Here is a 12,130-nt window from a genome sequence, read left to right as displayed (position 1 = left end):
ATGAGTGAAAACAAAAGCCGCCGCGAGTTTATCAGCCAGAGCGGCAAAATGGTCACCGCCTGCGCGCTGTTTGGCGCGACCGGATCCGTCGCGTATGCTGCTGACTCCGCAAAGCCAACCTGCGAGACCGGCAAACCGATGAGCATCACCGCAAAACACTACTACCTCGACAACGTGCTGCTGGAGGCCGGGTTTAATGTCGACGGCGGCGTGGCGACGAGCACCCGCACCGAGCTGAAAACGCTGGAAATCAAGGACGGGAAGATCGTCGCCCTGCGCGACAACAAGCGCCACGCCGACGCCTCGCTGCCTCACTACGATGCGGGCAACAAGCTGATGCTCCCGGCAATGCGCGACATGCACATCCACCTGGATAAAACCTTCTACGGCGGCCCGTGGCGATCGCTCAACCGCCCGGCGGGCACCACGATTCAGGACATGATCCGCCTTGAGCAGAAGCTGCTGCCCGAGCTGCAGCCCTACACCCAGGAGCGGGCGGAAAAGCTGATCGACCTGATCCAGTCGAAAGGCTCCACCATCGCCCGCAGCCACTGCAACATTGAGCCGGTTTCCGGCCTGAAAAACCTGGAAAACCTGCAGGCGGTGCTGGCGCGCCGCAAAGCGGGTTTTGACTGCGAAATCGTCGCCTTCCCGCAGCACGGGCTGCTGCTGTCGAATTCTGAAAAGCTGATGCGCGAAGCGATGCAGGCTGGGGCGCACTACGTGGGCGGGCTGGACCCGACCAACGTCGACGGCGCGATGGAGAAATCCCTCGATACCATGTTCCAGATTGCGCTGGACTACGACAAAGGGGTGGACATTCACCTGCACGAAACCAGCCCGGCGGGCGTGGCGGCGGTGAACTACATGGTCGAAACCGTGGAAAAAACGCCGGAGCTGAAGGGGAAACTCACCATCAGCCACGCCTTCGCGCTGGCGACGCTCAACGAGCAGCAGGTGGATGAGATCGCCACCCGCATGGCGGCGCAGCAGGTGACCATCGCCTCCACCGTGCCGATTGGCACCCTGCATATGCCGCTGAAGCAGTTGCGCGAGAAGGGCGTGTTCGTGATGACGGGGACCGACAGCGTAATCGACCACTGGTCGCCGTACGGTCTGGGGGACATGCTGGAGAAAGCGAATCTCTATGCGCAGCTCTATATTCGCCCAAACGAGCAGACGCTCTCCCGCGCGCTGGGGATTGCGACCGGCGACGTGCTGCCGCTGAACGACAAAGGCGAGCGCGTGTGGCCGAAAGCGCAGGATGACGCCAGCTTTGTGCTGGTGGACGCCTCCTGCTCCGCCGAAGCCGTGGCGCGTATTTCCCCGCGTACCGCAACGTTCCATAAGGGAAATCTGGTCTGGGGTACGGTGGGCTAAACGCCACCCGGCAATGTTTTATACTGGGAGGCACATTCTTAAAGAGGGATCTGCCATGGCACAAAACATCTACGACAATCCGGCATTTTTTGAAGGCTACGCCCAGCTTCCGCGTTCGGTGCAGGGTCTGGACGGCGCGCCGGAGTGGCCTGCACTAAAAAGCATGCTGCCGGATTTAACCGGCAAATCGGTTGTTGATCTCGGCTGCGGCTACGGCTGGTTCTGCCGCGCCGCGCGCGAGCTGGGCGCTGCTGACGTCACGGGGGTCGATATCTCAGAAAAGATGCTCGCCCGCGCGGCTGAACTGACTGACGACGCACGGATTCACTATCAGCGTAGCGATCTGGAATCACTCGAGCTCAACGAGAACAGCCTCGATCTGGTCTACAGCTCGCTGGCGCTGCACTACCTGCCGGAGCTGGATACCCTGTTTGCGAAGGTTCAGCGCGCGCTTAAGCCCGGCGGCAGCCTGGTCTTTTCGATGGAGCACCCCATTTACACCTGCGCCTCCCGTCAGGGCTGGCTGACCGACGATAGCGGCGAGCGGTTCTGGGGCGTGAACCATTATCAGGACGAAGGCCAGCGCGTCAGCAACTGGCTGGCGGACGGGGTGCTCAAATACCACCGCACGCTGGGCACCACGCTTAACGCGCTCATCAGGGCTGGATTAACGATAAGCGAGGTCAACGAGTGGGGGCCAACGCAGGCGCAGATTGACGCCTGGCCCGCGCTGGCCGAAGAGGCGGAGCGCCCGATGTTGGTGCTGATCGCCGCCCGTAAGGCTCAGTAACCCACTTTATACACGCGTCCGCTCTGCACGCCTTCCACGCTGCGGCGGTAGGCCTGCGCCACGGTCGCGGCGGGAACGCTTTCAAAACCCGGGAAGAAGCCGTCGTACGTCTCGACGGATTCGGTGAGGACCGTCGGGCTAATCAGGTTGATGCGGATCCCGCGCGGCAGTTCGCAGGCTGCCGCGCGAACAAACCCTTCCAGCGCGGCATTCACCGTGGTGGCGTTCACGCCCTGCGCAATCGGCTCATGCGCCACGATCCCACTTATCAACGTAATCGAGCCGCCTTCATTCAGGTAGTGCTGGCCGGTCAGCGCCAGGCGCACCTGCCCCAGCAACTTATCCTGCAGCCCCTGGTTAAAGTCGCTGTCTTTCATGGTCGCGAGCGGGCCGAAGTAGAGGCCACCGCTGGTGGACACAATCGCATCCACCTGGCCGATTTTCTCGAAGAGCGCCTGAACGCTCGCCTGCGAGGTAATATCCACCTGCTCGTCGCCCTGCGTGCGACCGACGCGGATGACCTCGTGGCGACGACTCAGCGCTTCCGTTACCGCACGACCGACCGTACCGCTGGCACCAATAATGACGATTTTCATAGCTGACTCCTTCTGTTGTGAGCCTTTATTCTTTAACAAATCAAAAAACGGATAAACTGGGCTAAAGTTAGATGATTGCTAACCAGAGGTTTGGAATATGGATAAGCTCCGCAGCATGGAGACGTTTATTGCCGTGGTGGAAAGCGGCAGTTTTACCGGTGCGGCGGCACGGCTGGAGATGTCGGCGGTGATGGTGGGCAAGTACGTTGCGCTGCTGGAAGCACAGCTCGGCACACGCCTGCTGGAGCGTAACACGCGCCGCCAGAGCCTGACGGAGGCCGGACGCGTCTATTTCGACGAGGCGAAGCGGGTGCTGGAGCAGGTCTCCATTGCTGAGAATGCAGTCGAGCGGCTCCGTGCTGCACCTGCCGGAACGTTGCGCGTCACGGCACCCACATCGTTTGGCGGATGCGTGATCGCCCCGCTGACGGCAACCTTTTTACAGCGCTACCCGGAGGTACGCATTGAGCTGGATCTCACCAACCGGATGGTCGATCTGGTGGAGGAGGGCGTCGATCTGGCCATTCGCATTGGTGACGTTCGTAATGACGATCTGGTGGCGAAATACCTGTGCCCCTACAACATGGTGATCTGCGCCGCGCCGGATTATTTAGCGCGACACGGCACGCCGCAAACGCCAGACGATCTGGTAGATCATCTGTGCCTGTCTCACACGGTGTGGACCGCGCGTAACGAGTGGCGGCTGCCGGGCGTGGAAGGGGAGGTGCGCTGGAAGCGGGATGCGATCTTGAGATGTAACGACGGCTACGGCTTACGCATGGCGGCGCGGGCTGGGGCGGGGCTGTTGCTGCAACCGGAAGTGCTGGTGGCGGAAGAGCTGGCAAGCGGCAGGCTGGTGCGCGTGCTTGAGCCGTTCACGCCCGCGCCAAGGCCGGTGCATTTACTGTGGCGTCAGGATTTGCGGCCGCTGCCTAAACTCACTCAGTTTATTGCGCACATCATGCAGAACGGGCATGTCAGCGTTAATTAGGGCAACGTCCGGTTGGCGCTTTGAGGGGGCCACACTCGTCATAGCCGTAGACGGTATAGCCCTTCTGCTTCATGCAATTCGATATTTTGTCGTTTCTGGCAACGATTTCCTGAAGTGTTTGGTCAGGTCTGCTGCTGCCCCCGTTATAGCTGCCGTCATCAAGATTGGCGTCTTTGTCTACGCCACAGAAGTAAAGATCTTTCTTGCGCTGCTCATTATCGGTGTAGCCTCCCGGCCCCGGCTTCTGGAAGGTTTGAGCATAGCGAACATATTTATAGTCGGAAGAGTCCATGTTACCGACAACACAGCCGCTCAGCAGGAAACAGGATAACGTTACGATGATTTTCATTATTGATGCCTTATGAGAATGTGCTGGCATAGAAGCCCACATCGAGCAGATCCTACGAAGCGCATGAAAAATCCGGGGACTTGTGCTAGTAAGAGTGGTCATATCATAAAAAAAGAAGGTAACAAGAGAATGTCCGTGAGTAAACTCGCCAGCAGCGCGCAGGGCCTGCAATCATCTGCCATCCGTGAATTATTGAAACACAGCAAAATGGCGGGCGTGATCTCGCTGGGGGGCGGTATTCCAAACCCTGATCTGTTCGATCGTGAAGGGCTGAAAATTGCCGCTGATGCCGTATTATCTCAGCATTTTGGCGAGGCGTTCCAGTACGGCCTGACGGAAGGCGTACCTGGACTGCGCGAGGAAATTAAACGCATCTGCGAGGGGCGCGGTATCGCCTGTAAGGCCGATGATGTGGTCGTGACCTCTGGTTCACAGCAATCGCTTGACGTGCTGGCGCGTGCGTTAATCAACCCGGGTGACACCGTTGTGGTTGAGCGTCCTACCTATCTCGCTGCGCTGCAGGTCTTCGGCCTGGCGCAGGCGAATTTTGAATCCGTTGGCACCGACGGCGACGGCATGAAGGTGGATGAGCTTGAAGCGCTGGCGGCAAATAAAACCATCAAAGCGGTCTATATTGTTCCGACGTTTGGCAACCCTGGCGGGGTAACTCTTTCTGAAGCGCGCCGTAAGCAGCTGGTGGAATTATCGAAGCGCTATGACTTCGTGATTATTGAAGACGATCCGTACAGCGAAATTAATTATACCGATGAAGTCTTCCGCCCGTTAATCGCCCATGCCAAAGATATCGGCAATGAAGAGAACGTGGTGTATACCTCGACCTTCTCTAAAATCCTCGCGCCGGGTACTCGCGTAGGCTGGGTGCTGGTGCCGGAATGGCTGAAGCGAGCGGTAGTGAACCTTAAGCAAACCACCGATCTGCACACCAGCACGCTGTCGCAGCTGATGACGTATGAATACCTGAAAACCGGTCGTCTGGCCGATCAGATTAAAATGATCCGCGAAGCCTATCGCCAGAAATACCAGACGTTCGCAACCGAGCTGGAAGCCGAGCTGGGCGACGTGATGTCGTTCCACAAGCCGAAGGGCGGCATGTTCCTGTGGGCGAAGATGAATAATGGTAGTAACACCACGCGCTGGCTTGAAAAAACGTTAAGCAACGGCGTAGTATTTGTGCCCGGCGAGTTTTTCTACTGCAATGAGCCAGATCCAACGACGCTGCGCATGTCATTTGTGACGCCAACGGATGAAGATCTGAAAGAGGCGGTTCAACGCCTGAAAAAATCGCTCTAAAAGAGCTGCGCATAATGGTTTTCCTGCCGTTATGCGCAATACGCGTTCAGGGCGGCACGGGCCGCTATCGTTCATGGTGAGTTCCATGTTTGAATTTCTGATCGGTGTCGTTACCCACACGCCCGTCTGGGTGTGGGTGCTGTTTATCTTCCTCATCTCTCGAGGCATTAAAGCCCGCAGGCCCGCTACCGTTACGCTGGAGAGGCTTGCCATCATTCCCGCTATCTTTCTTCTCTGGGATATCTACGATCTGGTGGTCTACCGCACGTTAACCCCCGGGACTGTCGCATTGTGGACGGCGGGGATCCTCGCCGGGGCCGCGTTGGGGTATTTCCTGATTAAGCAGGCGGTTATCACCCGCGCAGAGGCGCCGCGCACCCTTTTCCGCCAGGCAGACTACACCGCGCTGCCGTTTATGATGCTGGCGTTCGGGGTCAAGTATGTGCTGGGCGTGATGAGCGCTGTCTCTCCCCAGACGATGCAGCAGCCCGCCATGAGCGCGCTGGCGATCGTCTCCGGCGGCGTGTTTGCCGGTGTGTTTATCGGGAAATTTGCGCGCTATGTTGGGGTGTATAACAGCGCCGCACCGCGCCCGGTGGAGTGACGTTATTCTATCGCGTGTGCCAGCGTGCGGTCTGCAGCATCGCCGCTGAGGGCTCGCGTGACTTCATGGATCCGCCAGATTTTCCCTTCACGCAGCGTGGCAAACAGATAAACCTCTATCTCTGCCTGACGACCATCAGGATACGTGACCGTCACGATATGCCGGTCAGCCAGAAGTTCGTCATGACAGGCTATCTCCGCCACGCTAAAGGCGATCGCGCGGATCTGCGAGCGGACGTGGTTCAGGTGCTGAATAAAACCCCGGTAGTCAAGGGCGTTACCGTCCGTAAACTGCTGGTAATCGTGCGTAAATACCTCTGCCGGATCGATATCGCCATTGAATAAGCGGGTTAACAGGCACGCCATCTTTTCGCGCTGCGCGGCGTTGTCAGGCTGGGCTACCAGGGACGTGATAATGCTCATACGGGCTCCTTATGTGGTTGAGTCCCCATTATCCTTGACAGCCGAAGACGTGGTTTCTGTAATAGGTCGATGAATAACGATTTTCGGTCAAAATGAGATGGTCAGTTTTGAAACGCTCCGTCATCCCGGCGGGTATCGAACACCGTGGCATAGTCATCGCACCGGCCAGCTGTGGCGCATTGCAACGGGTCTGTTGGTCATTGAGACGCAGCAGGCGCGCTCGGTCGTACCGGCAAGACACATCGGCTGGATCCCGCCAGGTCAGCAGCACGCCGCTTTTTCTGAAAGTGAGATAGAAGGCTGCGCCATCTATCTTGAACCCGCCAGCTGTGCAGGGCTTCCCGATACGCCCGCGCTGTTCGAGCCCGACGATCTGACCCATGCACTGTTTAGCCGTTTATGTGGTGCAGAGAGTGAGTACGATCCGCGAAAGCTGACTTTGCTACTGGATGAGCTTGCCCTGACGCCCCAGATTCACTTTTCTCTGCCCGTGCCGACGGATCCGCGTCTTAAGAACGTGGTCAGCCATTTGCTGCAGTTTGTCGATGATAACCAGACGGTCGAGAGTCATGCTATTCATGCTGGGATGAGCGTACGTACGTTCAACCGTCGGTTTAGTGCCCAGACCGGAATGAACTTTGTTAACTGGCGGCAGCTGGCACGCGTCATGCGGGCAATGGAGTGGCTGGCGGCGGGGAAGCCGGTAGGGTGGATTGCGCTGTCCTGCGGCTACAGCAGCGTCAGCGCATTTATTGAGGTTTTCAGAGCATGGACCGGTAAAACACCGGGGCAGTGGGCGATGTTGCGGTTTGATGCCCTCCCCACGTCCCGCTGAGCTTTACAATGTAGGCCGGGTAAGGCGAAGCCGCCACCCGGCGATTGACTACCGCTCCCTCAGCGCCTCTTTCGCCCGGTTAAACGGCTTAATCAGATAATCCAGCACCGTTTTCTCGCCGGTCTTAATGTCCACCGTGGCAATCATCCCCGGCACAATCGAGAAGTGCCTGCCCGCCTTATTCACCAGGTAGTCCTGGCTGGTGCGGATAAACACCCGGTAGTAAAACACCTCCGGCTTGGCCTCATCCTGAATGGTATCCGGGGAAATCGTCTCCACCACCCCGTGCAGCCCGCCATAAATGGCGTAATCGTAGGCGGTGATTTTGACCAGCGCCTCCTGGTTCGGGTGGATAAAGGCGATATCGCGCGGCGACAGGCGAGTTTCGATCAGCAGGTGATCGTCCACCGGCACAATCTCCATCAGCTCGCCGTTGGGCGGGATCACCCCGCCGATGGTGGTGACCTTGATGTTTTTCACGATCCCGCGCACCGGGGATTTTACCGTCAGACGGGTGACGGAATCCTGGCGGCCCTTGAGGATGGCCGAAACCATATCCACCTCCGCGTTGGCCTTGGAGAGCGCCTCGCGGGCCTGGACGTAATACTGCGAACGCACGTCGGTGAGCTTTAGCTCCAGATCGCTTTTTTGCCGCTGCAGGCGCAGCACCTCCACGTGGCTGGCGGCGCCGGTTTTGACCAGCCGCTGGGTGATGGCCAGCTCTTTATTCGCCAGATCTAACGCGGCGCGCAGCTCCCGCTGGGTATCCTCCAGCTGCGCGCGGCGGGAGTTGTACAGCCGCGTTTCGTCGGCAATCAGATCCGGCCATTTTGCCAGCGAAGGGGGGAACTTCAGCGGGAGATCGTTCACCTCGGCGTACAGGCGGGCGCTGGAGGCCAGTGAAGCCCGGTAGCGCGCCGCGCTTTCGCCGACGTTCGACTCGGAACGGGTAGGATCAAGCCGCGCCAGCACCTGCCCAGCCTGCACCTGATCCCCCTCGTGGACGTTCAGCTCGGTGAGGATCCCCCCGTCCAGCGACTGTAAAACCTGCTCGCGCGAGCTGGGGATCACTTTACCCGAGCCGGTTGATACCTCATCCAGCATGCCAAACCACGCCCAGACGCCCAGCACCACAAACATCAGCAGCGAGAAGATCACGATCCGACGCGCGCCGGTGTAGCCGCTTTCGGAGTCGAGGGCATTATCCAGATCGTCCATTGCCGCCACGTCACGCTGACTGATTTTCATTTTTCCACTCCCGTCCGGTTGCTGCCTGCTGCTGTTGCTGCATACGGCTGTTGTTCAGCGCCTGAGCTTTTGGCGCGTCCATCACCAGCATCCCCTCTTTCAACACCACTACACGCTCCACCAGTTCCAGAACCGGTACGCGATGCGTAGCGACAATCAGGGTGCGGTGCCCGAGCCAGTCGCCCAGCCGCTGGATAAATTCCCGCTCGGTGTGCTCGTCGAGCGACGCGGTGGGTTCATCCATCAGCACGATATTCGGATCGCGCAGGAGCATTCGCGCCAGCAGAATCGACTGGCGCTGCCCGCCGGATAACCCCACGCCGTTTTCCATGATCGGGTAGTCCAGCCCTTTGGGCAGCTTCTGCACGAAGCCCGCCGCACCGGTCAGCTCCAGCGCCTCGAAAATCTCTTCGTCGGTGGCGCGCGGCATGCCGAGGGTAATGTTTTCGCGCAGGGTGCCGTAAAACAGACGCGCATTCTGGGTCATAAAGCCGACGTTGCGCCGGACGTCGGCAACGTCGAGATGCGGCAGGCTGAAGTTATCAAGCCGCAGCTCGCCGGCTGCCAGATCCATCCCGCCCGCCATGGCCTGCAGCAGGGTCGATTTGCCCGCGCCGTTGCGCCCGAGGATCGCCACTTTCTCACCCGGCCGGATCTCCAGCCGGTTAATGCGCAGCGCCATACGCGGATCGTCCGGCTGATAGCGGAACTGCGCCTGCTCGAAGAGGTAGTGACCGCGCAGCACGTCCTGGCGGATCGGTGTCTCCTCGCGCTGGTTTTCGGTGGGAAGCTGCATGATGCTGTCCAGCCCCTCTTTTGCCGCTTTGACCTGCTGCCAGCGCGCCAGCACGCCGCACAGCGTCGCCATCGGGGCGATCATGCGGGAGGCCAGCATCGACGCGGCGACCACCGAGCCGGTGGTCAGGGTGCCGTCGATCACCATCGGCGCGCCGACCACAATCACTCCGGCGTAAACCAGGCTCTGGATGGTCATCCCCCAGCTAATCAGGTTCTGCGTCAGCTCACGGGTGCGCAGGCCGGATTCGGCGGTGATCTGGATATAGCTGTTCCACTGCTGCAAAAAGCGGTTTTCCGCCTGCATCAGCTTGATGTCCTCCAGCCCCTGCACGCTCTCCACCAGCACCGCGTTGCGCAGGGTCGATTCATGAGCCGACTGTTTCGCCAGCTCCGCCAGCTTCTTCTGCAGCAGCAGGCCGGGCAGGACCATGATCACCGCCGCGACCGGGGCGATCCACGCCAGCTGCGGGGCGATGATCGCCAGCACCACCACGAACAGTAAAAAGAAGGGCAGGTCGACAATCGTCGAGATAGTGGACGAGGTGACCATCTCGCGGATCTGCTCCAGCTCGCGCAGCTGTGAGATAAAGCTCCCGGTGGATCGGGGGATCGCGCTGTTGCGCAGCCGCAGCGCGTGGCCGAATACGCGATCCGAGACGCGCATATCCGAGCGCTTGCCCAGCAGATCCATAATATGTCCGCGCGCCACGCGCAGCACAAAGCCAAACAGGGTGGCAATCAGCACCCCGATGGTCAGGACGTACAGCGTCGGGTAGGACTGGGCGGGGATCACCCGGTCATACACCTGCATGGAAAAGACAATGCCGGAGAGGGAGAGCACGTTGATAAACAGCGCGGCCAGCATCACCCAGCTGTAGGGGCGGAGATCGCGCATCACCAGGCGGTAGAGCCAGTCCGGCCGGTATTTTGAGATATAGGCGTCCACGCGGCTGTCCTTCAGTGCGGCGAGTGGACGCAGGGCAATAACGTGGCGGATAGCGGGCAGCATCGCCGTCATCGACAGCCGGTTGGTGTAGGTCTCATCGCCGAAAAAGCTGACTTCCAGCGTGTCGTCGCCGTCGAAGTGCTCGATCGCGCCGACCCGGCCGTCATTCAGCGCCACCACCACCGGCAGACGCCAGCTGTTGATCGACTGCTGGTCAGCGGTGAGCAGTTGAAACGACAACCCCGCCTCACGCGCCAGCTGGGTGAGGGCGGGTACCATCGGTTTGCCTTTCAGCCACGGTGCGCCTGCGATCAGCGCGCCTGGCGAGCAGGCGACGCGGTAGCGCGTGGCGATAAAGCCAAAGGCCTGCGCCCACTGCGCCAGCGCCTCATCCGTCATGTTTTCACCTTGCGGGATATCACGCTGCTTCATGGCTGGATCTCCACGGTCTGGATGGTGCGGTTATCAAGATCGAACGCATGACGCAACTGTCCGGTGTTATACAGGCAGTTGAGCTGCAGCTGGTGCAGCTGACCGAGGGTCTGCTGCTGGGTGAAGCGCGCCTGATAGACCTCCTGTTCGGCGTTGAGCACGTCGAGCAGCGGGCGCGAGCCGAGGTCAAGATATTGCTGCTGGTACAGCTCACGGGTGCGGGCGCTGAGGGCTTCCTGGCGGCCCTGGATTTGCAGCGTGCTTTGCAGGCTCATCACCTGGCTACGGGCTTCCAGCAGTTTCTGGCGGACATCCAGGCGCGTGCGCTGAATGGTGGACTGCGCCGCCTCCACCGCGTGTCCGGCAGCGTTACGCCGGGCGGTGAGGCCGCCGCCCTGATAGAGCGGCATCTGCACTTTCACCCAGGCGGAATACTGGGTGCGATCCCGCGTTTCGCTGCCTGCATAGCGGTCGTTCATGTAGTGACGCACCTCCGGCTCCAGTGAGACGGTTGGCGTCATCTGCGCATCGGCGTAGTCGAGGTTAGCCTGGGCGACGTTAGCCTGCGCCCAGGCAGCGAGAACGGCGGGAACCAGACGGTCGTCCGGCTCGGCGATATCGCAGCTCCGACCCAGCTTTTGCGGAAAGTCATTGCTGATCGTGTTCAGGCTGTTCCAGCCGAGAAAGCTCATCAGCGTGGCGCGGGCGCTGTCCAGGCTGGCCTGGTACTGCATCAGCTGGGCGCGAGCGCCTTCGATACGCGCATCGGTCTGCACCACGTCAGAGAGCGACGTGGCGCCCTCGTCGTTACGCTGGCGGGTCAGCGTGCCGATGGAAGAGAGGGCTTCAAGCTGCTCTTTGGCGGTGTCGACCATCTGCTGCCAGGTTTGCACCTGTACCATGGCGACGGCGGTATCGTGGGCGATGGTGTCGATACTCACCAGCACGTTGGCCTGCTGCTGGGCAACGCCAGCGCTCTCGGCGCGCACCTGGCTGGCTACTTTGCCAAAGTCGTAGAGCATTTGTGAGAGAGAAAGCACCAGCGACGGCGTAAAGCCGTTCTGATCGCCGTCGTGGGAATAACCGTTGTCCACGCCGGCATTAATCTGCGGATAGTATTTTGATTTCGCGACGTCCACCTCTTCGCTCTGCTGGTAGAGTTTGCCCACGGCTTCGCTGATGGCCGGGTGCCAGGTAACGGCGCGGTTGACGGCCTCGCCAAGCTGCAATGAACCTGGAGCGGCGTTGCCTGCTACCGGGGCCACGCGCCCGTTGAGTGAGGGGAGTTCCTGCGTTTCGCGAAGCTGTCCGGTATTGATGGTTGCCGCCGGATTTGCGCAGAAAGCGGGCACAGATATCAGGCAGCACGATAGCCACCAGTAAGGCATCTTCATTCCCATGTCATGTCCCTAATAAAATAAGTAAAGC

The 12,130-nt window shown here is 59.9% G+C and carries 12 protein-coding genes; 6 read left to right on the top strand and 6 right to left on the bottom strand.

Going from position 1 to position 12,130, the window contains the following annotated elements; all coding sequences use genetic code 11:
- Positions 1–1,380 carry an amidohydrolase family protein gene (locus AC4IC4_RS17720; RefSeq protein ID WP_491471614.1) on the top strand — a complete coding sequence of 460 codons (1,380 nt, stop codon included), beginning with the start codon at positions 1–3 and terminating at the stop codon, positions 1,378–1,380.
- 55 nt (positions 1,381–1,435) lie between these two features.
- Complete coding sequence (locus AC4IC4_RS17715) at positions 1,436–2,170, top strand: class I SAM-dependent methyltransferase (RefSeq protein ID WP_491471613.1); 735 nt, start codon at positions 1,436–1,438, stop codon at positions 2,168–2,170.
- Here the strand turns inward: AC4IC4_RS17715 and AC4IC4_RS17710 are convergent.
- Entirely contained in the window at positions 2,164–2,766 is a 603-nt protein-coding gene (locus AC4IC4_RS17710; RefSeq protein ID WP_491471612.1) for a short chain dehydrogenase, read from the bottom strand. The genes AC4IC4_RS17715 and AC4IC4_RS17710 overlap by 7 nt on opposite strands.
- A gap of 97 nt (positions 2,767–2,863) precedes the next feature.
- Between AC4IC4_RS17710 and AC4IC4_RS17705 the strand changes: the two genes are divergently transcribed.
- Positions 2,864–3,757, top strand: a complete 894-nt coding sequence (locus AC4IC4_RS17705; protein WP_491471611.1) for a LysR substrate-binding domain-containing protein — start codon at positions 2,864–2,866, stop codon at positions 3,755–3,757.
- Here AC4IC4_RS17705 and AC4IC4_RS17700 read toward each other — a convergent pair.
- The gene (locus AC4IC4_RS17700) at positions 3,750–4,106 is read right to left on the bottom strand and encodes a hypothetical protein (protein WP_032647964.1); all 357 of its coding nucleotides are present in this window, start codon (positions 4,104–4,106) and stop codon (positions 3,750–3,752) included. The two genes, AC4IC4_RS17705 and AC4IC4_RS17700, sit on opposite strands and share 8 nt — an antisense overlap.
- A 129-nt stretch (positions 4,107–4,235) precedes the next feature.
- Between AC4IC4_RS17700 and AC4IC4_RS17695 the strand changes: the two genes are divergently transcribed.
- Complete coding sequence (locus AC4IC4_RS17695; protein ID WP_491471610.1) at positions 4,236–5,417, top strand: aminotransferase-like domain-containing protein; 1,182 nt, start codon at positions 4,236–4,238, stop codon at positions 5,415–5,417.
- 85 nt (positions 5,418–5,502) lie between these two features.
- Positions 5,503–6,021, top strand: coding sequence for a DUF6622 family protein (locus AC4IC4_RS17690; RefSeq protein WP_491471609.1), 519 nt, complete (start codon positions 5,503–5,505; stop codon positions 6,019–6,021).
- 2 nt (positions 6,022–6,023) lie between these two features.
- On the opposite strand, the gene AC4IC4_RS17685 is transcribed toward AC4IC4_RS17690, so the two are convergent.
- Complete coding sequence (locus AC4IC4_RS17685) at positions 6,024–6,443, bottom strand: nuclear transport factor 2 family protein (protein WP_491471608.1); 420 nt, start codon at positions 6,441–6,443, stop codon at positions 6,024–6,026.
- Between the two features lie 97 nt (positions 6,444–6,540).
- Here AC4IC4_RS17685 and AC4IC4_RS17680 point away from each other — a divergent pair, with 97 nt between their 5' ends.
- Positions 6,541–7,278, top strand: a complete 738-nt coding sequence (locus tag AC4IC4_RS17680; RefSeq protein ID WP_491471607.1) for an AraC family transcriptional regulator — start codon at positions 6,541–6,543, stop codon at positions 7,276–7,278.
- Between the two features lie 48 nt (positions 7,279–7,326).
- On the opposite strand, the gene AC4IC4_RS17675 is transcribed toward AC4IC4_RS17680, so the two are convergent.
- From AC4IC4_RS17675 to AC4IC4_RS17665, 3 genes are read right to left on the bottom strand one after another with little or no spacing between them, the layout of a single operon-like run.
- The gene (locus AC4IC4_RS17675; protein ID WP_152540067.1) at positions 7,327–8,496 is read right to left on the bottom strand and encodes a beta-barrel domain-containing protein; all 1,170 of its coding nucleotides are present in this window, start codon (positions 8,494–8,496) and stop codon (positions 7,327–7,329) included.
- Positions 8,497–8,506: 10 nt separating this feature from the next.
- On the bottom strand, positions 8,507–10,702 hold the full coding sequence (locus AC4IC4_RS17670; RefSeq protein WP_024908316.1) for a type I secretion system permease/ATPase: 2,196 nt from the start codon (positions 10,700–10,702) through the stop codon (positions 8,507–8,509).
- The gene (locus AC4IC4_RS17665) at positions 10,699–12,102 is read right to left on the bottom strand and encodes a TolC family outer membrane protein (protein WP_032647949.1); all 1,404 of its coding nucleotides are present in this window, start codon (positions 12,100–12,102) and stop codon (positions 10,699–10,701) included. Before AC4IC4_RS17665 ends, AC4IC4_RS17670 begins: the two co-directional genes overlap by 4 nt.
- Between the last annotated feature and the right edge of the window lie 28 nt (positions 12,103–12,130).

The organism is Enterobacter sp. Taxon_2, assembly GCF_058355295.1.
The sequence above is the reverse complement of the archived record's forward strand: the minus strand, read 5'-3'. Positions and strand labels throughout refer to the sequence as shown.

What these genes read in the sequence shown, in the direction of transcription:
- AC4IC4_RS17720 (WP_491471614.1), top strand. Translation starts at nt 1, where the DNA reads ATGAGTGAAAACAAAAGCCGCCGCGAGTTTATCAGCCAGAGCGGCAAA.
- AC4IC4_RS17665 (WP_032647949.1), bottom strand. Translation starts at nt 12,102, where the DNA reads ATGGGAATGAAGATGCCTTACTGGTGGCTATCGTGCTGCCTGATATCT.
- AC4IC4_RS17680 (WP_491471607.1), top strand. Translation starts at nt 6,541, where the DNA reads ATGGTCAGTTTTGAAACGCTCCGTCATCCCGGCGGGTATCGAACACCG.
- AC4IC4_RS17710 (WP_491471612.1), bottom strand. Translation starts at nt 2,766, where the DNA reads ATGAAAATCGTCATTATTGGTGCCAGCGGTACGGTCGGTCGTGCGGTA.
- AC4IC4_RS17690 (WP_491471609.1), top strand. Translation starts at nt 5,503, where the DNA reads ATGTTTGAATTTCTGATCGGTGTCGTTACCCACACGCCCGTCTGGGTG.
- AC4IC4_RS17685 (WP_491471608.1), bottom strand. Translation starts at nt 6,443, where the DNA reads ATGAGCATTATCACGTCCCTGGTAGCCCAGCCTGACAACGCCGCGCAG.
- AC4IC4_RS17715 (WP_491471613.1), top strand. Translation starts at nt 1,436, where the DNA reads ATGGCACAAAACATCTACGACAATCCGGCATTTTTTGAAGGCTACGCC.
- AC4IC4_RS17705 (WP_491471611.1), top strand. Translation starts at nt 2,864, where the DNA reads ATGGATAAGCTCCGCAGCATGGAGACGTTTATTGCCGTGGTGGAAAGC.
- AC4IC4_RS17675 (WP_152540067.1), bottom strand. Translation starts at nt 8,496, where the DNA reads ATGGACGATCTGGATAATGCCCTCGACTCCGAAAGCGGCTACACCGGC.
- AC4IC4_RS17670 (WP_024908316.1), bottom strand. Translation starts at nt 10,702, where the DNA reads ATGAAGCAGCGTGATATCCCGCAAGGTGAAAACATGACGGATGAGGCG.
- AC4IC4_RS17700 (WP_032647964.1), bottom strand. Translation starts at nt 4,106, where the DNA reads ATGAAAATCATCGTAACGTTATCCTGTTTCCTGCTGAGCGGCTGTGTT.
- AC4IC4_RS17695 (WP_491471610.1), top strand. Translation starts at nt 4,236, where the DNA reads ATGTCCGTGAGTAAACTCGCCAGCAGCGCGCAGGGCCTGCAATCATCT.